Genomic DNA, 22,459 nt, shown 5'->3' on the forward strand with positions numbered 1-22,459 from the left:
GGCGGCCGCGTACCACCCCGTGACCTGTAGGAGAGGACCGATTCCCATGGCCGATGCCCCCACCGGCAAGGTGACCTTCGTCGGTGCCGGCCCCGGCGCCGCCGATCTGCTGACGTTCCGCGCCGCACGTGCCATCGCCGAGGCGGACGTCGTGATCTGGGCGGCGAGCCTGGTGCAGGAGGAGGTCCTTCGGCACGCGCGCGAGGACGCGCAGGTCCTCGACTCGGCGACGATGTCGCTGGAGGACGTCGTGGCCGTGTACCGGCGTGCGCACGAGCAGGGCCTGGCGGTGGCCCGCATCCACTCCGGCGACCCGGCGCTGTGGGGCGGCACGCAGGAGCAGCTGGACCGGTGCGCGGAGATCGGCATCGAGACCGAGATCGTGCCCGGCGTGTCCTCGTTCTCCGCGGTGGCCGCGCTGGCGCGGCGGGAACTGACGATCCCGGAAGTGGCGCAGTCCGTGGTGCTGACCCGGCTCGGCGGCGGCAAGACGCCGATGCCTCCCGGCGAGGAGGTCCGCGAGTTCGCGCGGCACGGCACCACCATGGCGATCTTCCTGTCGGCGGCGCGCAGCGGGCAGCTGGTACGGGAGCTGCTGGAGGGCGGTTACCCGACGAACACGCCGGTCGTCGTCGCGTACCAGGCGACCTGGCCCGAGGAACTGGTCGTGAAGTGCACGATCGGCACGCTGGAGGAGACGGTCAAGGAGCACAGGCTCTGGAAGCACACCCTGTTCCTGGTGGGCCCCGCCCTGGACGCCCACGGCACCCGCTCGCACCTGTACCACCCGGGGCACTTCCACGGCTTCCGCAAGGCCGACCCGGAGGCCCGCAAGGCGTTGCGCACCCGGGGTGCAAGCACGTGATCACGGTCGTGGGCACGGGGACGGGTGCGCCCGTCGGCGCGGACGTGGCGGACGTCCTCGCCGGGGCGGAGCTGGTGGTCGGCGGGCGGCGGCACCTGGACGCCGTGGCGCTGCCGGGGGCGGCGGAGCGGGTGGTGCTCGGGCCGTTGGCGCCCGCGCTGGAGCGGATCGCCGGGTACGTGGCGAAGGAGCGGCGGGTGGTGGTGCTGGCCTCCGGCGACCCGGGGTTCTTCGGGATCGTGCGGGCGCTGGCCGAGCGGTTCGGCCCCGACGCGCTGGACGTGCGGCCGGGGGTGTCGTCCGTGGCCGCCGCGTTCGCGCGGGCCGGGCTGCCCTGGGACGACGCCGTGGTGGTCAGCGCGCACGGGCGTGATCTGCGCACCGCGGTGAACGTGTGCCGGGCCCGGCCCAAGGTCGCGGTGCTGACCGGGCCGGGGGCCGGTCCGGCGGAGCTGGGGGCCGCGCTCGCCCGGACCGGGGCGCGGGTGCTCGTGGTGGCGTCGGCGCTGGGGTCGGCGGGCGAGCGGGTCGAGCGGGTCACGCCCACCGAGGCCACCGCCCGGGACTGGGGGGCGGACGTGAGCGTGGTGCTGTGCCTGGACGAGTCGCGGGCGCTGGGCCCGGTGCGGACCGTCGCGGGGCCGCCCGCCGGACCGGCCGGGTGGGCGCTGCCCGAGGAGGCGTTCGCGCACCGCGACTCGATGATCACCAAGTTCGAGGTGCGGGCGCTGGCCCTGGCCCGGCTCGGGCCGCGCGCGGGCGACCTGGTGTGGGACGTCGGCGCGGGCTCGGGTTCGGTGGCCGTGGAGTGCGCGCGACTCGGCGCCGCCGTGACGGCCGTGGAGCAGACCCGCGACGGTGTGGAGCGGATCCGCGCCAACGCCGTGGCGCACGGCGTGGACCTGCACGTGGTGCACGGGGCGGCGCCCACGGTGCTGTCCGATCTGGCCGACCCCGACGCGGTGTTCGTCGGTGGTGGCGGGCGCGAGCTGCCCGCCATCGTGACGGCGTGCGCGCGGCGGGCCCGGCGCACGGTGGTCGTCGCGATGGCCGCCCTGGACCGGGTCCCGGCGGCGCGGGACGCGCTGACCGGGGCCGGCTTCGACTGCGACGGGGTGCTGTTGCAGTCGTCGCGGCTGGCGCCGCTGCCGGGGGACGTCTCCCGGCTCGGGGCCGTCAATCCCGTTTTCCTGCTGTGGGGCGTGCGGCCCCCGGCACGTACCGACATCGAAGGAGTCGCCCAGTGATCGGCCTCATCTCCGCCACCGCGGCGGGAGCCGCCGCGCGGGACCGGCTGGCCGCCGCGTGGCCGGACCGCACGCGCGTGTACGAGGGTCCCGTCGGGGACGCCGTGCGGGCCGCGTTCGGGCAGTGCGAGCAGATCGTGTGCTTCGTGGCGACCGGAGCGGTGGTCCGGCTGGTGGCGCCGCTGTTGGCCGGCAAGACGTCCGACCCGGGTGTGGTGTGCGTCGACGAGGCCGGGCGGTTCGCGGTGTCGCTGCTCGGCGGGCACGGCGGCGGGGCGAACGACCTGGCCCGTGAGGTGGGCGAGGTCCTGGGCGCGCGGCCGGTGGTGACCACGGCGACCGACGCGGTGGGCCTGGCGGGCCTGGACACGCTGGGTCTGCCGGTGGAGGGCGATGTCGCGGCCGTGTCGCGGGCCCTGCTGGACGGCGAGGCGGTGGCGCTGCGCCGGGAGGTGGCCTGGCCGCTGCCGCCACTGCCGGTCGCGGACGAGGGTGCCTACACGATCCGCGTCACGGACCGGCTCGTGGAGCGGGCCGAGCGGGAGGCGGTGCTGCGACCGCCGACCCTGGTCGCCGGGGTCGGCGCGTCCAGGGGCGCCCCGGCCGACGAGGTGCTCGACCTGGTGGAGGCCGCGCTGCGGGAGGCCGGGCTCGCTCCCTCGTCCCTGGCCGAGCTGGCGACCGTGGACGCCAAGGCCGAGGAGCCCGGTGTCGTGGAGGCGGCCCGGCGGCTCGGGGTGCCGCTGGTGACGTACACCGCCGGGGAACTGGCCGCCGTCGCCGTCCCGAATCCGTCCGACGCGCCGCTGGCCGCCGTCGGCACCCCGTCGGTCGCGGAGGCCGCCGCGCTGGTGCGGGGCGGTGAACTCCTCGTGGCCAAGCGGAAGTCGGAGCGCGCGGACGGCCGTCCGGCGATGGCCACCTGTGCCGTCGTACGGCGGCCGGGGCGTGGGCGGCTCGCGGTGGTCGGGCTCGGGCCGGGCGCCCGGGACCTGCTCACGCCGCGCGCGAAGGCCGAACTGCGGCGCGCCTCGGTGCTGGTGGGCCTGGACCAGTACGTCGACCAGATCCGCGATCTGCTGCGCCCCGGGACCCGGATCCTCGAGTCGGGGCTCGGCGCCGAGGAGGAGCGGGCCCGCACGGCCGTCGCCGAGGCCCGCGCGGGCCACGCGGTGGCACTGATCGGCAGCGGCGACGCCGGCGTGTACGCCATGGCCTCGCCGGCGCTCGCCGAGGCGTCCGACGACATCGACGTGATCGGGGTGCCCGGGGTGACGGCGGCGCTCGCGGCCGGGGCGATCCTGGGCGCGCCGCTGGGCCACGACCACGTGTCCATCAGCCTGTCCGACCTGCACACGCCGTGGGAGGTCATCGAGCGGCGGGTGCGGGCGGCGGCCGAGGCGGACCTCGTCGTGACGTTCTACAACCCGCGCAGCCGGGGCCGCGACTGGCAGCTGCCGAAGGCGCTGGCGATCCTCGCCGGGCACCGCGCGCCGACGACGCCGGTCGGAGTGGTGCGCAACGCCTCGCGGCCGGACGAGTCGAGCAGGCTGACCACACTGGCCGCGCTGGACCCGGCGACGGTCGACATGATGACGGTCGTGACCGTGGGCAACACGGCGACCCGTGAGATCGCGGGGCGCATGGTGACCCCGCGCGGCTACCGCTGGCAGGAGGAGACCGAGTGAGCCAGGTGACCCGGGTGGTCCACCCCATCGAGCAGGAGTCCTTCCGGCGGCTGCGTGCCCGCCTGGACACCTCGCACTTCCCGCCGCTGACCCGGGCGGTCGTCGAACGTGTCATCCACTCCTCCGCCGATCTGGCCTACGCCGACGACCTCGTCATGGACGAGGGCGAGCTGGTCGCGGCGCACGCCGCGCTGCACGCCGGTGCGCCGGTGGTGGCGGACGTGGAGATGGTCGCGGCGGGGATCACCCGGCGCGCGACGGTGTGCCGGCTGAAGGACGCACAGGCCGGTCCCGGCCTGACCCGGTCGGCGCACGCGATGCGGCTGGCATTCGAGCAGGTCGGCCCCGGTGCGGTGTGGGTGATCGGCTGTGCGCCGACCGCGCTGGAGGAGCTGCTGACCCTGGACGCCTCCCCCGCGCTCGTGATCGGTCTGCCCGTCGGCTTCGTCGGGGCGGCCGAGTCCAAGGCGGCGCTGCGCGAGAGCGGGCTGCCCGCCGTGAGCAACGTGTCCGAGAAGGGCGGTTCGGCGGTGGCCGCCGCCGCGCTCAACGCCCTGCTGTACCACGACCCCTCGTTGGAAGAATCCGCTGCGTCCGCAGCACCCGCCACGTCCGAGGAGAACCTGTGACCACCCCGCCCGCCCTGCTCATCGCCGGCCACGGCACCCGGGACGACGCGGGAGCCGAGGCGTTCCGCGACTTCGTGCGCGAACTCGGGCGCCGCCACCCCGAACTGCCCGTCGCCGGCGGGTTCATCGAACTGTCCCCGCCGCCGCTGGGCGAGGCGGTGGCCGAGCTGGTGGGCCGGGGCGTGCGGCGCTTCGCCGCGGTGCCGCTGATGCTGGTGTCGGCCGGGCACGCCAAGGGTGACATCCCCGCGGCGCTGGCCCGCGAGAAGGAGCGCCACCCCGGTATCTCCTACACCTACGGCCGTCCGCTGGGCCCGCACCCCTCGCTGCTCGGCGTGCTGGAGCGGCGGCTGGCGCAGGCGGTGGACCCGTCCTGGGACCCGGCCGAGGTGACCGTGCTGCTGGTGGGGCGCGGGTCGACCGACCCGGATGCCAACGCCGAGGTGTTCAAGGCGGCGCGGCTGCTGTGGGAGGGGCGCGGTTACGCGGGCGTGGAGACGGCGTTCGTGTCGCTGGCGGCGCCGGACGTGCCGAGCGGCCTCGACCGGTGCGCGCGGCTGGGTGCCCGGCGGATCGTCGTGCTGCCGTACTTCCTGTTCACGGGGATCCTTCCGGACCGCGTGCGGCGGCAGACCGAGGAGTGGGCGACGGCCCACCCGGGGACCGAGGTGCGCTCGGCGGACGTCATCGGGCCGGAGCCGGAACTGCTGGACCTGGTGATGGAGCGGTACGAGGAGGCGGTGAAGGGCGATCTGCGGATGAACTGCGACTCGTGCGTGTACCGGATCGCACTGCCCGGCTTCGAGGACAAGGTGGGGCTGCCCCAGCAGCCGCACTTCCACCCCGACGACGACGGCCACCACCCTCACGGGCACCACCACGGCCACGGACACGCGCATTCCCATGCGCACTGAGGCCCGGGGCAGCGCGCACGACCTGCGGCACCACGGGGACGCGGAGGTCCGCGACGACGGTTCCGCGCTGGTCGACCTCGCCGTGAACGTCCGCGCGGACACACCGCCCGCCTGGCTGCGGGAGCGCATCGCCGCGTCGCTGGCCTCCCTAGCGGCCTATCCCGACGGGCGGGCCGCGCGGGCGGCGGTCGCGGCGCGGCACGGACTGCCGGTGGAGCGGGTGCTGCTGACGGCCGGGGCGGCGGAGGCGTTCGTACTGCTGGCGCGGGCGCTGAAGGTGCGCCGGCCGGTGGTGGTGCATCCGCAGTTCACGGAGCCGGAGGCGGCGCTTCGGGACGCGGGGCACACGGTGGAGCGGGTGCTGCTGCGGGAGGCGGACGGTTTCCGGCTCGATCCGGCGGCCGTCCCCGAGGACGCGGACCTGGTGGTGCTCGGCAACCCGACGAATCCGACGTCGGTACTGCACCCGGCCGCCGCGATCGCGGGGCTGGCCCGTCCCGGGCGGACGCTGGTGGTGGACGAGGCGTTCATGGACGCGGTGCCGGGCGAGCGGGAGGCGCTGGCCGGGCGGACGGACGTGCCGGGGCTGGTGGTGCTGCGCAGCCTCACCAAGACGTGGGGACTGGCGGGACTGCGGATCGGCTACGTCCTCGCGGCGCCGGAGACGGTCGCGGAGCTGGAGCGGGCGCAGCCGCTGTGGCCGGTGTCCACGCCGGCGCTGGTGGCGGCGGAGGCGTGCGTGGGCCCCCGGGCGCTGGCCGAGGCGGCCCGGGCGGCCGACCTGGTCGCGGCCGACCGGGCCCGGCTGATCGCGGGGGTGAAGCGGTTCGCCGCGCACGGACTGCGCGTCGTGGAGCCCGCGGAGGGCCCTTTCGTCCTGGTCCGGCTGCCGCACGCGGCCGCGGTGCGCGACCGCCTGCGCGACCTCGGCTTCGCGGCCCGGCGCGGGGACACGTTCCCGGGGCTTGACGAGGAGTGGCTCCGCCTCGCGGTGCGGGACCGGGAGACGACGGACGGGTTTCTGGGGGCCCTGGACCGCGTACTGGGCTGAGGGACCGCGGGGGACGACCGCGGTGGCGACCCGGTGAACCGGGCCGGTCCCACCTCCCCGCCCGCCGCTCCTTCCCCTCCCCCGGGCGTCAGCTCCGGCGTCCCCTGCGGGCCAGGGCCACCGCCCCGCCGCCGGCCGCGAGGAGGGCGAGGGCGCCGCCCACGAGGTACGGGGTCATGGAGTTGCCGCCCGTCTCGGCGAGGTCGGCCCCGGTGGATGCGGCCTGCTCCGCGCGGGCTCCCTGGGGCTGGACGTCGGGCACCGCGGCCCCGCTCGGGGCGACGGCCCCGGTGGCGGGTACGGCCGGCGTCTCGCACTCGGCCTCGGCGAGGGTGAGGGTGCCGCCGACCTCGGCCACGTTGAGCTCGAGCGGATTGACGGAGACGTCGAGCCGCAGCGCGGTGGCGGCGGCCGTGCGCGAGGTGGTCCGCGTCCGCGACAGGTCCAGGCGTACGTCGCCGACGCCCGGCACCTTCACCTCGGTGGGCCCGCCGGACGTGAGGGTGACGCGCTTGCCGAGCACCGTCACCGAGCCCGGCAGGGTCGCCGAGGCGAGCGGCGTGCGGCCGGCCTCGCAGACCGCCCTAACCGTGACCTTCTCCAGCTCCACGACAGACAGCAGCGGCAGACCGGGCACGTGGAGCCGCGCCTTGGCGAGGGTGACGGAGGACTCGGCCCGGCCTCCTTCCACGGTCGCCTGCGCGTCGGCCACCTCCGCACGGAGCACGGTGAACGGCTGCCCGCCGTCCACCCCGTCCAGCCGGGCGGTCAGCGCGGTCCTCCGCCCGCTGCCGGGCGCCCGGACCTCGTTGAGGGTGACGGCGAGCGGGGTGTGCACCGTGCTGTTGAGCAGGGCGACGTCGAGTCGGGTGCGCAGGACGGCGGCGTTCGCGCTGCCCTGTTCCCCGGTGGCCTGCGCGGCGCCCGCCCCGGTCAGCGCGACGGGGCCGGCGGCGAGGACGGTGGCCGCGGCGGCGACGGCCCAACTACGGCTGGGCGGGCGGAACGTGGTGCTGTTCAAGGTGGTGGGACCCCCATGAGACTCGGGTGGGACCCGGAAAGAATGTCCGTCCGGGCGGTGAACCGTCAGCGTTCCGTGGACGCTTCACTCCTTCGAGGCCCACCCGCGGATCCTTTCGATTCCCCGGGCACGCCTGTTCCCCGCCGTCACCCCCGGGAGCCACGGGCACCCGACCACCGGGCTGTGCCTAGGCGACCACGCGCCCGTTCAGTACCACCCGGCGCGGATCCGCCAGCACCCGTACGTCCACGCGCGGGTCGGCGTCGTAGACCACCAGGTCGGCGGGGGCGCCCTCCTCCAGCCCGGGTCGCCCGAGCCACTTCCGGGCCGCCCAGGTGCCGGCCGCCAGCGCGTCGAGGGGCGGGATCCCGGCCGTGACCAGTTCGGCGACCTCGGCCGCCGCCAGCCCGTGCGGGAGGGAGCCGCCCGCGTCGGTGCCGACGAAGACCGGGATGCCGGCGTCGTGCGCGGAGCGGACGGTGTCGTAGCGGCGTGCGTGGAGCCTGCGCAGATGGGCCGACCAGCGCGGGAACTTCGCCTCGCCGCCGTCGGCGAGCTCGGGGAAGGTCGCGATGTTGACGAGGGTGGGGACGATCGCCACGCCACGCTCGGCGAACAGCGGGATGGTCTCGTCGGTCAGGCCCGTGGCGTGCTCCACGCAGTTGATGCCCGCCTCGACCAGGTCGCGCAGGGACTCCTCGGCGAAGCAGTGCGCGGTGACGCGGGCGCCCAGCCGGTGCGCCTCGGCGATGGCCGCCTCGACGGCGCCGCGGGGCCAGCAGGCCGACAGGTCGCCCAGATCGCGATCGATCCAGTCGCCGACGAGCTTCACCCAGCCGTCGCCGCGCCGGGCCTCCTGGGCGACGTACGCCGCCAGGTCCTCCGGCTCCACCTCCCAGGCGTAGTTGCGGATGTAGCGGCGGGTGCGGGCGATGTGCCGGCCGGCCCTGATGATCTTCGGGAGGTCGTCGCGGTCGTCGATCCAGCGCGTGTCGGAGGGGGAGCCCGCGTCCCGCAGCAGCAGGGCGCCGCCGTCGCGGTCGGTGAGGGCCTGCTTCTCGGCGACCTCCTCGGGGACCGCCCCGTGCCGGTCGAGGCCCACGTGGCAGTGGGCGTCGACCAGTCCGGGCAGTGCCCAGCCCTCGACGGTCCGGACGTCCCGGGCGCCACCGGGACGCTCGTAGGAGATCCGGCCGCCGACCACCCACAGCTCGTCGCGGACCTCGTCCGGGCCGACGAGGATCCGTCCCTTCACGTGCAGCACCGCGCGTTCGCTCATGCACCGCACCTTAGTGAGGTGCTAGCCCGCACCGCCCACCTGGTCCGAGGTCTCCTCCTCCACCTCCGCCATGGCGGGGTCGAGCAGGCGGGAGAGGAAGTGGCGGGTGCGCTCGTGGCGGGGGCTGCCGATGACCTGTTCGGGGGTGCCGTCCTCGACGATCACTCCGCCGTCCATGAAGACGACCCGGTCGGCGACCTCCCGGGCGAAGGTCATCTCGTGGGTGACGACCATCATGGTCATGCCCTCGTCGGCCAGCATCCGCATCACGGCGAGCACGTCGCCGACCAGCTCGGGGTCGAGCGCCGAGGTCGGCTCGTCGAACAGCATCACCTCGGGGCCCATCGCGAGCGCCCGGGCGATGGCGACGCGCTGCTGCTGTCCGCCGGAGAGGGAGGACGGGTAGGCGTGCGCCTTCTCGGCGAGGCCCACCCGCTCCAGGTTTCCGGCGGCGATCCGCGCGGCCTCGGCCTTGTTCCGGCGCAGTACCCGGCGCTGCGGCAGGGTGAGGTTCTCGGTGACCGTGAGGTGCGGGAACAGATTGAACTGCTGGAAGACCATGCCGATGCGGCGGCGCACGGCGTCGATGTCGACATCCGGGTCGGTGAGCTCGGTGCCGCCGACGAAGACCTGTCCGCCGGTGGGCTCCTCGAGCAGGTTCACGCACCGCAGCAGGGTCGACTTGCCCGAACCGGACGGACCGATGACGCAGACGACCTCCCCCTGGCCGATCTCCAGGTCGATGCCGCGCAGCACCTCGTTGTCGCCGAACGACTTGTGCAGTGCGCTGACGCGGATCTCCGGTCGGCTCATTTCACGGCCTCCCGGGCCTTGGCCTCCATGCGGCGGACGACGAAGCCGAGCGGGATGGTGACCAGCAGGTAGCACAGGCCGGCGACCAGGATCGGCGTGGAGTTGGCGGTCTGGCTGGCCAGGTCGCGCCCGTACTTGGACAACTCACGCTCCTCCAGGGTGACACCGAGGAAGAGCACGAGCGAGGAGTCCTTGAAGAGCAGCACGAGTTCGTTGGTGAGCGGCGGCAGGATGATCCGGAACGCCTGCGGGACGACGATGGACACCATGGCCCGGGCGGGCGAGAAGCCCAGCGAACGGGCCGCCTCCATCTGGCCCCTGGGCACCGCCTGGATGCCCGCGCGGATGGTCTCCGCCATGTAGGCGGCGGCCACCAGGCCGAGGGCGAGGGCGACCTTGCCGTAGGTGCCGCCGACGATCTCCGTGCCGGGGAAGGCGAGCGGCACGGCCACCCCGATGAAGATGAAGATGAGCAGGGCGGGCAGGCCGCGGAAGATCTCGATGTAGATACCGGCCAGCCACCGGTAGGGCCCGACGGACGACAGGCGCATCAGCGCGATCACCATGCCGAGGGCGAGCCCGACGGCGAAGCCGGTCACGGTGTACAGGACGGTGTTCTTCAGCGCGAGCGTGACGACGTCCGGGAACATCTGCCGCGCGATGTCCTCCTGGGCGAACTGGTTCTTCAGCCGCTCCCAGTCGGCCGCGACCGCGAAGGCGATGACGGCCGCGACGAAGACGACGTACTGGACGCCGCGCGACAGACGGCGCTTCTGGCGCCGGGTCAGGCCCTTCCTCTTCGGCCGGAGTCGGGTCTCCGTGTCGGTCATGAGGCGGCGGGCGAGGCGGCGGCCTCGTCGTACGGCCCGATCCACTGCTCGTACAGCTTCTTGTACGTGCCGTCGGCCCTGGCGTCCGCCAGCGCCTTGTTGACCGCCTCCCGCAGGGCCGTGTTGCCCTTCTTCACCGTGAAGCCGTACTGCTCGCCGGTCTCCAGGTTGTCGACGACCTCGAAGGCGTCGGAGTTGGCCTTGTCCTTCAGCCAGCCCTGGACCACGGGGTAGTCGATGACGACGGCCTTGACCTGGCCGGTGCGCAGGCCGTTGAGGACGGCGTCGGAGGACTCGAAGGAGACCGGGTCGAAGCCCTGCTTCTTGGCGTAGTCCTCGCCGGTGGTCTGCGCCTGGGCGCCCAGCGCGACCTTCTTGGACTTCACGTCGGCCAGCGAGGTGACGCCGCTCTTCTTGTCGACGAGGACCGCCTGGGTGGCGTTGAAGTACGGGTCCGAGAAGTCGACGTTCTTCTTGCGCTCCTCGGTGATGGTCATGCCGGCGGCGGCCAGGTCGCACTGGCCGGAGTTGAGGAACGCGCCGGTCTTGAAGTTCTCGAAGGGCGTGTCGACGATCTGCTGCTTCACTCCGAGGTCGTCGGCGACCAGGTCGATCAGCGCGACGTCGAAGCCCTGCACCTTGCCGTCGATCTCCGACTGGAAGGGCGGGTAGGGCAGGTGGGTGCAGGTGGTGAGCTGCCCCGCCTTGACGAGCTCCACACCGCCGGCCGCGGTCGTCGAGCCGCTGCCTTCGTCGTCGGTGGAGGTGCAGCCGGACAGGAGCACCAGCCCGGCCGTCGCGGTGGTGGCGGCCAGGATTCGGGTCCGGCGCGCGGTGAGCGTGTTCACGGGGGCCTCCTGTCACGGAATCGAGAGTTCCGATTATAAGGAGATGTTTGAGCGTCTCACATCGATTCCAGGGTGACTGGGCCGTTCGGCCTCCGATCTTCCGCCCGGACGTGCCGACGGCCCGGACCGCACCAGGCGGTCCGGGCCGTCGGACGACGAGGTCCTCGGGCGCCGAAAATCGGAGGCGCCCCAGGGGGGCCGTGTCGCTACTTGTTGGCGAAGGCGTCCCGCAGTCGCATCTCGTTGAAGCCGTTCTTGTCGTAGTCGTCCGAGTACGTCAGGGACAGCCGGCCGTTCGGCGCGAGGGCCACCGCGGCACCGCCCTGGCCGCCGCCCGACACGACGTTCATGCGCAGGGCCGGCAGGCGTCCGGTGGTGGTGCCGTCGAAGTTGAAGCCTCGGGCCCACACGTCGTCGAACCCGTCCACGAAGATCTCCTTCCAGGCCACCACGAAGTCGCCGGTGTCGGAGACCGTCACATCCGGGTCGGCCTGGGCACCGATGGGACGGCCGCCGGGCACCTCCGAGGTGTCCGCGGTGGTGCGCGCCTCGGCCGCGCTCGCCGTGCCGGTCGCCGAGAACGTCCGGTGGTACACCCGGTCCTCGCGCACGACCGTGCCGGTCCCGGTCGTGTACTCGTCCGCCCAGGCGGCGACGATGCGGCCGTCGCCGGTCACCGCCACCGCGGGCCTGGTCTGCTGGCCGTCGGTGAGCGAGTTGGCCACCTTGCGCGCGACCGCGAAGGCGCCCGAGGTGTCCAGCGCGGCGAGGCCGATGTTGATCCCGCCGTTGCCGTCCGCGTCGTCCTCCCACACGATCGCCGTCCGGCCGGCGTCGTCGATGGCCGCGTCCGGGCGGCGGTTGCTGCCGGCGGCGCCGGAGACGATGGTGCTGACCCGGACGTCCTGGTACCGCAGGGTGCCCGTGCCGGACCAGCCGCTCGCGTAGACCTGGTTCAGGGTGGACCCGTCGTCCGTGGACTCCCAGGCCACCGTGTAGGCACCGTCGCCGGCGACCGCGACGGTCGGCCGCAGCTGGTCACCGGCGCCCGAGGCGTGCGGGCGGGGCAGCGAGGTCACGGTCCCGTCGGGGCTCACCCTGCGCACGGCGATGTCACCGTACTTGTTGCCGTCGTCGTCGGCGGTCCACACGACGATCGCGTTGCCGTTGTCGTCGATGCCCACGTCGGGCTTCTGGTGGGACCAGGTGCTGTTGGTCCCGCTGGTGCTGAGCTTCTTCTCGCTCCACAGCGGTACACCGTCCTTGTACATGCGGAGGTACACGTCAGTGCCCAGCTCGGTGTCCGAGGGGTCGTGGCGGTCGCCCTCCTCGTAGACCACCGCGGTGTACGTGCCGGTGGTGCCGCCGGAGGCGACCGCGCTGTAGTGCTGGTCCCCCTCCGCCTTGGTGTTGACCCGCGAGTAGTGCTGGGCGGAGGAGCCGTAGACGTCCGAGTCGATGTCGTAGGTGCCCTGGCGTACCGCGTTGAAGTTGTCGACGTACGCCTGGTAGATCGTCGGGTCGTCGATCCTCAGCAGCGTCTCGTCGTTGCGCTGGAGCGCGCCCTTGGTCCAGTTGTGCGAGCCGGTGTAGACGTGCCGGACCTGGGTGCCGTCGGACTTCTGCCACTCGGTCAGCAGGTACTTGGAGTGGGTGGTGCCGCGGTTGCAGGTGATCGTCGAGTAGCGGCAGCCGCCGGGGCGGTTGGCGTACACGGGGATGTTCAGCCCGGTGAGCTCGTTGACGCCCGCGTTGTCGCCGTCGCCGTTGGGGTCGCTCAGGTCGCGGCCGTTGACCTCGATGGTGCAGCCGGCCGTCTGCTTGGCCTCCAGGGCCGTGAAGATCGCAGGCCGCGTGCTGCGTTCGTCGAGCTCCGCGGCGGAGATCCGGATCCGGCCGCCGCGGGCGCAGTCGACGTCGTCGATGAACGACGCGACGATGTCGGCGTTGCCGTAGTGCGAGGCGTCGGAGGACGTGTTGCGGGGGAAGAAGAACGCCTCGACGGGGGCGGCCGGGTCGCCCGTCGTGTGGTCGTAGGTCGTGTGCAGCGAGTCGCCGGCGTGGGCGACCTGATCCCGGAAGTGCGCGATGTAGCGCCCGGCCAGGGTCGCGTTGTTCGAAACGATCAGCGCGTTGTTGAGCTCGCCCGACTGGTGGACGTGCATGTTCTGCGAGCTCTGCCAGACCACGTTCTTCCGCCCGTCGCTCAGCGCGGTGAAGACGAAGTACTTGTCGTGGTTGATCGCGTTGGCGTCGTCCGGGCCGTTGCCGAGACAGCTGTTGGTGCACCACGTCCAGGTGGAGCCGTTCTTCAGCTCGGCCGCGGTGAACGGCGTGCTGATGGACTCGTTCCGCTTCTCCGAGACCATCCTGAGCGTGACACCGCGGTCCTGGGCGGCGAGCATCTTGGTCTTCAGCTCCGGGAGCCCGAACCAGAACATCCCCATGTAAATGGTGGAGTCCGGCGCCGCCCGGTCGATCAGCCCCGCGAGGTCGTTCAGGACCGCATGGTCCAGGGTGGTGCTGCCCGGCTTGGTGTAGTTGAACACCGCCTTGTAGTCGCCCGACGTCACGTCCGCCGCCGCGGCGGTGGTGGGGGTGAGGAGGGACAGTCCCAGCAGGGCGGGGACAGCCAGGGAGCCAGCGAGCCGTATTCGTCTTCGCACGTGAACCCATCCTTGAGGTGAGGTGTCCAGCACAGGAACCCGTCACCTTATTGATGTTCACGACCATGATCAAAGCGGAGAGTGGAACGGCCGCGGAGGTGGCCCGGAAAGGCACGGAAGGACCGGTTACGCTCGGATCCGCCTGGCCCGTCCCTGAACGAAGAGAGCTCCGCCGTGCCCCACGCCCTCCTCGACCTGGCCCCGATGAGCGCCGCGCGCTTCGCCTCCATCGAGGACCGGGTGGCGCGGTTGCTGAGCACCGAGCAGGACGTGGTGATCACGCAGGGGGAGGCGCTGCTGCCGCTGGAGGGCGCGATCCGCGGCTGTGCCGGTCCCGGCACGACCGCGCTGAACGTGATCACCGGCCCCTACGGACAGACCTTCGGCGACTGGCTGCGCGACTGCGGCGCGACGGTGGTCGATCTGGCGGTGCCCTTCCACGCGGCGGTGACGGCGGGGCAGATCCGGGACGCCCTCGCCGAGCACCCGGAGATCGACTTCGTGTCCCTGGTGCCCGCGGAGGCGGCCACCGGCAACACCAATCCGGTGGGCGGAGATCGGTGAGGTGGTGCGCGAGCACGGGGCGCTGTTCCACCTGGACGCGGTGGCGTCGATCGGGGCGGAGCCGGTGCTGCCGGACGCGTGGGGCGTGGACCTGTGCGTGATCGGGGCACAGAAGGCGATGGGCGGTCCGGCCGGGGTGTCCGCGGTGTCGGTGAGCGAGCGGGCGTGGGCGCGGATGGCGGCCAACCCGCGGGCACCGCGGCGCTCGTACCTGTCCCTGCTGGACTGGAAGGAGCGCTGGATCGACGGCGGCCGCGCGATGCTGCTGCACGCGCCGGCGCAGCTGGAGATGCTGGCGCTCGAGGCGTGCGTGGAGCGCATCGAGGCCGTGGGGCTGGACGCGGTGATGGCCCGGCACGCGTCGGCCGCGGCGGCCGCGCGGACGGGTGCGGTCGCGCTGGGCGGCGGGCTGGGCGGCGGGCTGGAGCCCTACGTCCACGACGCGGCCGAGGCAGCCCCGGTTGCCACGACCCTGCGGGCCCCCTCGGGCACGGTGGCCCGCGACCTGGTCGCCCGTGCCCCGGAGTCCGACCCGTCGGCCCCGCCGGCCGCGGGTGGCGGCGCCCTGTCCAAGGAGATGATCCGGGTGAACCACTACGGCCCCGCCGCCACCCCGGCAGCGGTCGGCGCGAGCCTCGCGGCCGTGGGCACGGCCCTGACGGACCAGGGCCTCACGGTGGACGTGGACGCGGCCCTGCGCGCGGTCGGGGACACCCGGCGGTAGCCGGCCGGCCCGGTGGGCGGCGCCCGCGGGACCACCGGCACCGTGAAGACGCGGTGTCCGCACCGGCCACCGCCGAATATCGCCCCGTCCCGCCCGCCTCCCCCGTGGCATCCCGCGGGGACTCGACGAGGCGCTCGCGATCCGGCGCCGGGAGATCGCCCGGGGGCGGGAGCTGTGCACGGGGCGGGTGCCGGAGGACACCGGGCGGATCGTCGACGGTCGGATGGCCGGGACGGACGTCGGTGTGCGCTGGGTGTATCCGCACCTGATCGAGGAGTACGCGCGGCACAAGGAGCACGCCGATCTGCTGCGCGAGCGCATCGACGGGGCGACCGGGGCGTGAATCCACCGGGCCCTCCGGAATAATCCCCACTGAATTCCCATGGAATAGCAGCGCTTCTTCACGCTTATTTCCCTGGTGCATTCCAGAGCAGCTTCCCGCCTTCTCCTGCCCGCTTCTCCAGTTCCTAAACGCAACGATTCCGAGAACCGATAGCAGCCCATTCCGGACACCCCCCGAGGTGGTCACAGCGTTGTGATCCATTCCACAAGGTGACCGATTCTGCCGGTTATTTCCGGACGTACCATGGCATTTAGCTGCCCTCTCGCGCGGAGACACGCGCCTGCGTGATAACACAGAAGCGACGCGCACGTAACCCCGCAGGACGATGCAATTTTGAATTCGCCTGGGTAAGTTCAATTCGCATGACTGCCGCACAAGCAGACCTGCAAATCGACCGCCCGACCGTGGCGGACGGAGCCGTGCTGTGGCGGATGGCGAAGGACTCGAAGGTCCTCGACCTGAACTCGTCGTACAGCTATCTGCTGTGGTGCCGGGACTTCGCCGCCACCTCCGCCGTCGCCCGTGACGAGCACGGGGAGCCGATCGGCTTCGTCACCGGGTACGTCCGGCCGGAGGCGCCGCACACCCTGCTCGTCTGGCAGGTGGCGGTGGACGAGGCGCACCGCGGCCGGGGCCTGGCCGCCGCGCTGCTCGACGGTCTGGTCGCCCGGACCGCCGCGGACCGCGGGGTGACCTCCGTCGAGACCACCATCACCCCCGGCAACGCCGCCTCCGAGCGCCTGTTCACCGCGTTCGCGGAGCGTCACGGCGCCCCGCTGGAGCGCGAGGTGCTGTTCGCGGCCGGTCAGTTCCCCGACGGACCGCACGACCCCGAGGTGCTGTACCGCATCGGTCCGCTCGCACGCTGACCGCCGGACCGGCCCCTCCTCCCAGATCTTCCGACTCCCTCCCACCCCACGCCACCGAGGAGCGATTCGTCGTGACCATCACCCAGCCCGACCTGAGCGTCTTCGAGACCCTCGAGTCCGAGGTACGCAGCTACTGCCGCGGCTGGCCCACCGTCTTCGACCGTGCGCACGGCAGCCGCATGTACGACGAGGACGGCCACGAGTACCTCGACTTCTTCGCCGGAGCCGGCTCACTCAACTACGGACACAACAACCCCGTCCTCAAACGGGCGTTGATCGACTACCTGGAGCGGGACGGTGTCACGCACGGGCTCGACATGTCGACGACGGCCAAGCGCACGTTCCTGGAGTCCTTCCAGAACCTGGTCCTGCGCCCGCGCGACCTGCCGTACAAGGTCATGTTCCCGGGCCCGACGGGCACCAACGCCGTGGAGTCCGCGCTGAAGCTGGCGCGGAAGGTGAAGGGGCGCGAGGCGATCGTGTCGTTCACCAACGCCTTCCACGGCATGTCGCTGGGCTCCCTCGCCGTGACCGGCAACGCCTTCAAGCGGGCCGGCGCCGGCATCCCGCTGGTGCACGGCACGCCGATGCCGTTCGACAACTACCTGGACGGGCGGGTCCCGGACTTCCTGTGGTTCGAGCGGCTGCTGGAGGACCAGGGCTCGGGCCTCAACCAGCCGGCCGCGGTCATCGTGGAGACCGTGCAGGGCGAGGGCGGCATCAACGTCGCCCGCGCCGAGTGGCTGCGCGGGCTCGCCGACCTGTGCCGGCGCCGCGACATGCTGCTGATCGTCGACGACATCCAGATGGGCTGCGGCCGCACCGGCGCCTTTTTCTCCTTCGAGGAGGCCGGCATCACTCCCGACATCGTCACCGTGTCCAAGTCGATCAGCGGCTACGGACTGCCCATGTCGCTGTGCCTGTTCCGGCCCGAGCTGGACGTCTGGGAGCCGGGTGAGCACAACGGCACCTTCCGCGGCAACAACCCCGCCTTCGTCACGGCCACCGCGGCCCTGGAGGCCTACTGGGCCGACGGCTCCGCGATGGAGAAGCAGACCCGCACGCGCGGCGAGCAGGTCGAGCAGGCGCTGATCTCCATCACCGAGGAGAACCTCGCCGACGTCAAGGAGTACCGGGGCCGCGGACTCGTGTGGGGCCTGGAGTTCCGCGACAAGCAGCGCGCGGAGCGGATCGCCCGGCGCGCCTTCGAGCTCGGGCTGCTGGTCGAGACGTCCGGCCCCGAGAGCGAGGTCGTCAAGCTGCTCCCGGCCCTGACCATCACCCCGGACGAGCTGGACGAGGGTCTGACCACGCTCGCCCGCGCCGTCCGTGAAACCGCCTGACCGACCCGATACAGGAGGCATCGCAGCACCGTGATTGTCCGTTCGTTCAAGGAGATCGAAGGCACCGACCGGCACGTGAGGTCTGCGTCCGGCACCTGGGAGAGCAAGCGCATCGTACTCGCCAAGGAGAGGGTCGGCTTCTCCCTGCACGAGACGATCCTGTACGCGGGAACGGAGACGTCGATGTGGTACGCCAACCACGTCGAGGCCGTCGTCTGCGTCGAGGGCGAGGCGGAACTCACCGACCACGAGACCGGGCGGACCCACACCATCACGCCCGGGACCATGTACCTCCTGGACGGGCACGAGCGGCACACGCTGCGCGTCAAGGAGGACTTCCGCTGCATCTGCGTCTTCAACCCGCCCGTGACCGGACGGGAGGACCACGACGAGAACGGCGTCTACCCGCTGCTCACCGAGGAGGTGTGAGGTTCCCGTGACCACCGCGACCACCATCGACACCAAGGTTCCCGACCTCTACCCGACCCGCGGCACCGCCGAGGTGCTCACCCCCCGCCAGGACCCGGTCCTCTGGGGCGCGCCCGACGCGCCCGGCCCCATCACCCCGGCCGACCTCGGGGCGTTCGAGCGCGACGGCTTCCTCGCCGTCGACCAGCTGATCGGCGAGGACGAGGTCGCCGTGTACCGCGACGAGCTGAACCGGCTCGTCGCCGACCCGGCGGTCCGGGACGACGAGCGCTCGATCGTCGAGCCGAAGTCCAAGGAGATCCGCTCGGTCTTCGAGGTGCACCGGATCAGCGAGGTGTTCGCCCGCCTGGTGCGCGACGAGCGGGTCGTCGGGCGGGCCCGGCAGATCCTCGGCTCGGACGTGTACGTCCACCAGTCGCGGATCAACGTCAAGCCGGGGTTCGGGGCCAGTGGCTTCTACTGGCACTCGGACTTCGAGACCTGGCACGCCGAGGACGGTCTGCCCCGGATGCGCACGGTGTCCGTCTCGATCGCGCTGACCGAGAACCACGACACCAACGGCGGACTCATGATCATGCCGGGGTCGCACAAGACGTTCCTCGGGTGCGCGGGGGCCACGCCCAAGGACAACTACAAGAAGTCCCTGCAGATGCAGGACGCGGGCACGCCCTCGGACGAGGCACTGACCCGGTTCGCCTCGCAGCACGGCATCAAGCTGTTCACCGGCCGGGCCGGCTCGGCCACCTGGTTCGACTGCAACTGCATGCACGGCTCCGGCGACAACATCACGCCGTTCCCGCGCAGCAACGTGTTCATCGTGTTCAACAGCGTGGAGAACACGGCGGTCGAGCCGTTCGCCGCGCCGGTGCGGCGGCCGGAGTTCATCGGGGCGCGGGACTTCGCGCCGGTGCGGTGAACCCCTGACCCGAACGCGTGACGCGGGACCACGGGTCGTGCGACACGTACCGCGGGCCGGAGCCTCCCCCTGTGGGACGGGGAGGCACCGGCCCGCTGCCGTGCGTGCGCGGTGCCCGGAGCACGCGAGAGGTCAGCCGGACAGCGCGTCCAGCAGGCGGTCCACGTCGGCCGCGGTGTTGTACAGGTGGAACGACGCCCGCAGGTTCCCCGCCCGGTCGGAGACGGCGATGCCCGCCTCGCTCAACGCGCCTTGCCGGTCACCCAGTCCGGGCACCGACACGATCGCCGAACCCGGTGCCGGCACGGGTTCGTGGCCCAGCGTGGCGAGCCCCGCCCGGAAGCGGTCGGCCAGCGCGAGGTCGTGGGCGCGGATGGCGTCCACACCGATCTCCTCGACGAGTTCGAGGGACGCGCGCAGACCCGCGTAGCTGAACAGCGCGGGACTCGTGTCGAACCGGCGGGCGGAGTGGGCGAGTTCGGTCAACGGCCCGTAGCAGCTGTCCCACGGCCGCTCCCCCGCGACCCACCCCGCCTGCACCGGCACGAGGTCGCCGAGGTCCTCGGGCACGACGAGGAATGCCGCCCCGTGCGGGCCGAGCAGCCACTTGAAGGTGATCGCGACGCTGTAGTCGTACGCGTCGGCCTCCACCGGCAGCCAGCCGGCCGCCTGGGAGAAGTCGACGTAGGTGCGTGCGCCGTGCTCGCGCACCGCCTCGCGGAGCGCGGGCAGGTCCGCGATCCGGCCGTCGGCGGACTGGGCGGCGCTGACGGCGACCAGCGCGGTGCCCGGCCGGACCGACTCGGCGATCCGCTCCAGCGGCACGGCCCGGACCTTGAGGTCGCCGCGCATGTGGAAGGGATTGAGGACGGAGCTGAAGTCCCCCTCGGCGGTGAGCACTTCGGCCCCGGCGGGCAGCGAGGCCGCGACCAGCCCGGAGAACAGCGCGACCGTCGCACCGGCCGCGACGCGTTCGACGGGGACGCCGGCCAGCCGGGCGTAGGCGGCGCGGCAGCTCTCGACGTCGGCGAACAGCGGGTCGAGCGGGCGGCCCTCGGCCCGGATCCGCACGGCCCGCTCGACGGCGGTCACGGTGCGGGCGGGCAGGAGGGCGCTGCTCGCCGTGTTCAGATAGGTGCTCTTCGGCGCGAACTCGGCACGGACGAGGTTCTCGAAGGTCTCCATGGGACCACTCTGCGGCCCCAGGAACTCCCCGTCCATTGCCGATTTCTGCGCGTTGTCACCAAGCGACGCTTATACGTGTGCCCCGACGTGCGGTGTCGGGGCGGGGCTCAGTGCCCCGGCACCGCGCATCCGTCCGGGCCGCAGACCTGATCGCCGTCCGCCGACGGCACGCTGCCGCCGTCGATCGGCCTCAGCGGCGGGCGCTCGCCCCAGGCCTGGGTCAGGGCCCGGGTGAAGACCTCGGCGGGCTGGGCGCCGGAGACGCCGTACGTGCGGTCGAGGACGAAGAACGGCACCCCGTTCGCGCCGAGCTGCGCGGCCTCGCGCTCGTCGGCGCGTACCTCGGCGGCGTACGCGTCCGGGTCGGAGAGGACCTCGCGGGCGGCGTCCGCGTCGAGACCGGCGGCGGCGGCGAGCTCGACGAGGCGGTCGTCGTCGTTGAAGACGGACCGCTCCTCGGCGAAGTTCGCCCGGTACAACAGGTCGAGCAGCTGCTCCTGGCGGCCCCGCTCGCGGGCGAAGTGCAGCAGGCGGTGCATGTCGAAGGTGCTGCCGTGGTCGCGGCCGCGGGTGCGGTAGGGCAGGCCCTCGGCGGCGGCCTGGGCGCCGAGGTGGTCCTCGCCGGCCTCGGCCTGTGCCTCGCTCATGCCGTACTTCCTGGTGAGCATCGTGATCACCGGCTGGATGTCGTCCCTGGCGCGGCCCGGGTCCAGCTCGAAGGAACGGTGGACCACCTCGACCCGGTCGCGGTGCGGGAAGGCGCTCAGCGCCTTCTCGAAACGGGCCTTGCCGACGTAGCACCAGGGGCAGGCGATATCGGACCAGATCTCGACACGCATCGTGCGGACACTCTCCAGGTCGTACGGAGACGGAGCCACCCTCCGCCGACTCCGTGAACGTTCAAGCAGTGCGGTTCATTCCCAGGAGGCCCGGCTGGGAAGGCTCGGCCCCGGAGGCCCGGTACGGACGGCCAGGTACGGACGGCCAGGTACGGACGGCCGGGTACGGACGGCCGGGTACGGACGGCCGGGTACGGACGGCCGGGTACGGACGGCCGGGTACGGACGGCTCAGTCCCCGGGCACGGTGAAACGCAGGTGGAGGTGGTGGTCGTCCGCGGCAGGCGGGCGCGCCGGGTCCGGCGTCCAGCCCCGGCGGGCGTAGAAGGCCCGCGCCCGGTGGTTGCCGGTGTGCACCTCCAGGACGGCGGCGCGCCGGCCGTTCGCCCGCCACTCCTCCACGCAGGCGGCGTGCAGGGCGGTGCCGACGCCGGAGCGCCAGTGGTCCGGGTCGACGTGGAACTGGAACAGCCCCACCGTGTCGGCGGGGGCGCCGTCAGGGGTGCGGAAGGAGGCGATGCCGACCAGCCGGGCGTCCCGCACCGCGCCCAGCACGTGCCCGTCGGGCCGCCCGATGGTCTCCTCCCATCGCGCCCGCCAGTCGAAGCCGTCGTCCGGGAGGCCGTCCGGGTAGTACGTGGAGCGGGCCCGCCGGTGCAGCGCGGCGACGTCCGCGGCCTCGACGGCCAGGGCGGTCCTGATCAGCAGGGCATCGACGGTCCGGTGTGCTCCGATCATGCAGCACAGGACGTGTCCCGGCCGCCGGCGGTTCCCCTCCGGTCAGCTGCCGTCGCGCAGGTCGTTCGGCCAGTGGGGCCGGAACCCCATGTGGTCGTACGTCACCACACAGCCCTCGCCCATCGGCGACTGGGTCATGAAGCCGACCAGGGCGTCCCCCGTCTGCTTCTCGTCGCCGAGGGTGAACAGGCGCACGAAGGTCCAGCGCTCGCCGTCGCGCGAGGCGTGGAAGGCGAAGGCGCGGCCGGTGCGGCTCACCCGGAGCCAGACGGACGTGCCGTCCACCGTGAAGGAGTTGGCGTCGTCGGAGTGGCCCCGCGTGACCACCGTGCAGACGGTGGGCACGTCCGGGGAGTACTCCAGGCAGAGCTTGGCCCAGGCCCGTTCCCCCACGTGGACGTAGAGCACGCCGGCGTCGAAGGCGCCGTTGAACCCGACGGTCACGCGCGCGATCAGCTGGAAGTCCCCGACGGGCGATCCCAGCAGTCGCGGTGCGTCGGCGGCCGGGTCCAGCGCCTCGCCCGTGGGGGGCACGAACCGGTCCTGCCGGGCGCCGGCCCATCCGGTGAGCACGCCGTCCTCGTACGACCAGTGACCGTCGGGACCGTAAGTGCGGAGCGAGAACGGCAGTTCGGGGAGTTCCACGTCCATGTGGCCAG

Annotated in this window: 21 protein-coding genes and 1 pseudogene; 12 read left to right on the plus strand and 10 right to left on the minus strand. The window is 72.8% G+C overall.

The window, feature by feature from the left end; translation table 11 throughout:
* The first annotated feature begins 46 nt into the window (after positions 1-46).
* The 6 genes from cobM to cobC are packed head-to-tail and all read left to right on the plus strand — an operon-like array spanning position 47 to position 6,394.
* Positions 47-865 carry a precorrin-4 C(11)-methyltransferase gene (gene cobM / locus ACFYOV_RS30460; protein WP_389093177.1) on the plus strand — a complete coding sequence of 273 codons (819 nt, stop codon included), beginning with the start codon at positions 47-49 and terminating at the stop codon, positions 863-865.
* Entirely contained in the window at positions 862-2,112 is a 1,251-nt protein-coding gene (gene cbiE / locus ACFYOV_RS30465) for a precorrin-6y C5,15-methyltransferase (decarboxylating) subunit CbiE (protein WP_389093179.1), read from the plus strand. Before cobM ends, cbiE begins: the two co-directional genes overlap by 4 nt.
* Entirely contained in the window at positions 2,109-3,800 is a 1,692-nt protein-coding gene (gene cobJ / locus ACFYOV_RS30470; RefSeq protein ID WP_389093182.1) for a precorrin-3B C(17)-methyltransferase, read from the plus strand. Before cbiE ends, cobJ begins: the two co-directional genes overlap by 4 nt.
* Positions 3,801-3,805: 5 nt before the next feature.
* Positions 3,806-4,429 carry a precorrin-8X methylmutase gene (locus ACFYOV_RS30475; RefSeq protein WP_389093264.1) on the plus strand — a complete coding sequence of 208 codons (624 nt, stop codon included), beginning with the start codon at positions 3,806-3,808 and terminating at the stop codon, positions 4,427-4,429.
* On the plus strand, positions 4,426-5,343 hold the full coding sequence (locus ACFYOV_RS30480; protein ID WP_389093184.1) for a sirohydrochlorin chelatase: 918 nt from the start codon (positions 4,426-4,428) through the stop codon (positions 5,341-5,343). Before ACFYOV_RS30475 ends, ACFYOV_RS30480 begins: the two co-directional genes overlap by 4 nt.
* The gene (gene cobC, locus ACFYOV_RS30485) at positions 5,333-6,394 is read left to right on the plus strand and encodes an Rv2231c family pyridoxal phosphate-dependent protein CobC (RefSeq protein ID WP_389093187.1); all 1,062 of its coding nucleotides are present in this window, start codon (positions 5,333-5,335) and stop codon (positions 6,392-6,394) included. The genes ACFYOV_RS30480 and cobC overlap by 11 nt, the downstream gene beginning before the upstream one ends.
* Positions 6,395-6,482: 88 nt before the next feature.
* Here cobC and ACFYOV_RS30490 read toward each other — a convergent pair whose 3' ends face one another.
* The 6 genes from ACFYOV_RS30490 to ACFYOV_RS30515 all read right to left on the minus strand — a co-directional run bounded on the left by ACFYOV_RS30490 (position 6,483) and on the right by ACFYOV_RS30515 (position 13,851).
* Positions 6,483-7,415, minus strand: a complete 933-nt coding sequence (locus ACFYOV_RS30490) for an SCO1860 family LAETG-anchored protein (RefSeq protein ID WP_389093189.1) — start codon at positions 7,413-7,415, stop codon at positions 6,483-6,485.
* A 187-nt stretch (positions 7,416-7,602) separates the two neighbouring features.
* Positions 7,603-8,694, minus strand: a complete 1,092-nt coding sequence (locus ACFYOV_RS30495; RefSeq protein WP_389093191.1) for an amidohydrolase family protein — start codon at positions 8,692-8,694, stop codon at positions 7,603-7,605.
* Positions 8,695-8,715: 21 nt separating this feature from the next.
* Positions 8,716-9,507, minus strand: coding sequence for an amino acid ABC transporter ATP-binding protein (locus ACFYOV_RS30500; protein ID WP_389093194.1), 792 nt, complete (start codon positions 9,505-9,507; stop codon positions 8,716-8,718).
* Positions 9,504-10,337, minus strand: a complete 834-nt coding sequence (locus ACFYOV_RS30505; protein WP_389093196.1) for an amino acid ABC transporter permease — start codon at positions 10,335-10,337, stop codon at positions 9,504-9,506. Before ACFYOV_RS30505 ends, ACFYOV_RS30500 begins: the two co-directional genes overlap by 4 nt.
* Positions 10,334-11,185, minus strand: a complete 852-nt coding sequence (locus ACFYOV_RS30510) for a transporter substrate-binding domain-containing protein (RefSeq protein ID WP_389093197.1) — start codon at positions 11,183-11,185, stop codon at positions 10,334-10,336. Before ACFYOV_RS30510 ends, ACFYOV_RS30505 begins: the two co-directional genes overlap by 4 nt.
* A gap of 206 nt (positions 11,186-11,391) precedes the next feature.
* Complete coding sequence (locus ACFYOV_RS30515; protein ID WP_389093199.1) at positions 11,392-13,851, minus strand: phosphatidylserine/phosphatidylglycerophosphate/cardiolipin synthase family protein; 2,460 nt, start codon at positions 13,849-13,851, stop codon at positions 11,392-11,394.
* Positions 13,852-14,025: 174 nt separating this feature from the next.
* On the opposite strand from ACFYOV_RS30515, the pseudogene ACFYOV_RS30520 reads away from it, so the two are divergent.
* From ACFYOV_RS30520 to thpD, 6 genes and pseudogenes are all read left to right on the plus strand, one after another.
* Positions 14,026-15,139: pseudogene (locus ACFYOV_RS30520) on the plus strand (aminotransferase class V-fold PLP-dependent enzyme).
* A 109-nt stretch (positions 15,140-15,248) separates the two neighbouring features.
* Positions 15,249-15,482: a DUF664 domain-containing protein gene (locus ACFYOV_RS30525; protein WP_389093266.1), complete on the plus strand. Its 234-nt coding sequence runs from the start codon at positions 15,249-15,251 to the stop codon at positions 15,480-15,482.
* Positions 15,483-15,844: 362 nt separating this feature from the next.
* A complete protein-coding gene (ectA, locus tag ACFYOV_RS30530; protein WP_389093200.1) occupies positions 15,845-16,351 on the plus strand; it encodes a diaminobutyrate acetyltransferase in 507 nt (168 codons plus the stop codon).
* A 71-nt stretch (positions 16,352-16,422) separates the two neighbouring features.
* Positions 16,423-17,694: a diaminobutyrate--2-oxoglutarate transaminase gene (gene ectB / locus ACFYOV_RS30535; protein ID WP_389093202.1), complete on the plus strand. Its 1,272-nt coding sequence runs from the start codon at positions 16,423-16,425 to the stop codon at positions 17,692-17,694.
* 30 nt (positions 17,695-17,724) lie between these two features.
* Entirely contained in the window at positions 17,725-18,123 is a 399-nt protein-coding gene (locus ACFYOV_RS30540; RefSeq protein WP_389093204.1) for an ectoine synthase, read from the plus strand.
* 7 nt (positions 18,124-18,130) lie between these two features.
* Positions 18,131-19,039 (plus strand): ectoine hydroxylase, encoded by a 909-nt coding sequence (gene thpD, locus ACFYOV_RS30545; RefSeq protein WP_389093207.1) that lies wholly within the window; start codon positions 18,131-18,133, stop codon positions 19,037-19,039.
* A 132-nt stretch (positions 19,040-19,171) separates the two neighbouring features.
* On the opposite strand, the gene ACFYOV_RS30550 is transcribed toward thpD, so the two are convergent.
* From ACFYOV_RS30550 to ACFYOV_RS30565, 4 genes are all read right to left on the minus strand, one after another.
* Complete coding sequence (locus tag ACFYOV_RS30550; protein WP_389093209.1) at positions 19,172-20,224, minus strand: aminotransferase class V-fold PLP-dependent enzyme; 1,053 nt, start codon at positions 20,222-20,224, stop codon at positions 19,172-19,174.
* Positions 20,225-20,331: 107 nt separating this feature from the next.
* Positions 20,332-21,063: a DsbA family oxidoreductase gene (locus ACFYOV_RS30555; protein ID WP_389093212.1), complete on the minus strand. Its 732-nt coding sequence runs from the start codon at positions 21,061-21,063 to the stop codon at positions 20,332-20,334.
* A gap of 230 nt (positions 21,064-21,293) precedes the next feature.
* Entirely contained in the window at positions 21,294-21,800 is a 507-nt protein-coding gene (locus ACFYOV_RS30560) for a GNAT family N-acetyltransferase (RefSeq protein WP_389093214.1), read from the minus strand.
* A 42-nt stretch (positions 21,801-21,842) separates the two neighbouring features.
* Complete coding sequence (locus ACFYOV_RS30565; RefSeq protein WP_389093216.1) at positions 21,843-22,451, minus strand: DUF1349 domain-containing protein; 609 nt, start codon at positions 22,449-22,451, stop codon at positions 21,843-21,845.
* Positions 22,452-22,459 lie beyond the last annotated feature (8 nt).

It is taken from the genome of Streptomyces sp. NPDC005931 (assembly GCF_042871235.1).
In the GTDB taxonomy this organism is placed as follows: domain Bacteria; phylum Actinomycetota; class Actinomycetes; order Streptomycetales; family Streptomycetaceae; genus Streptomyces.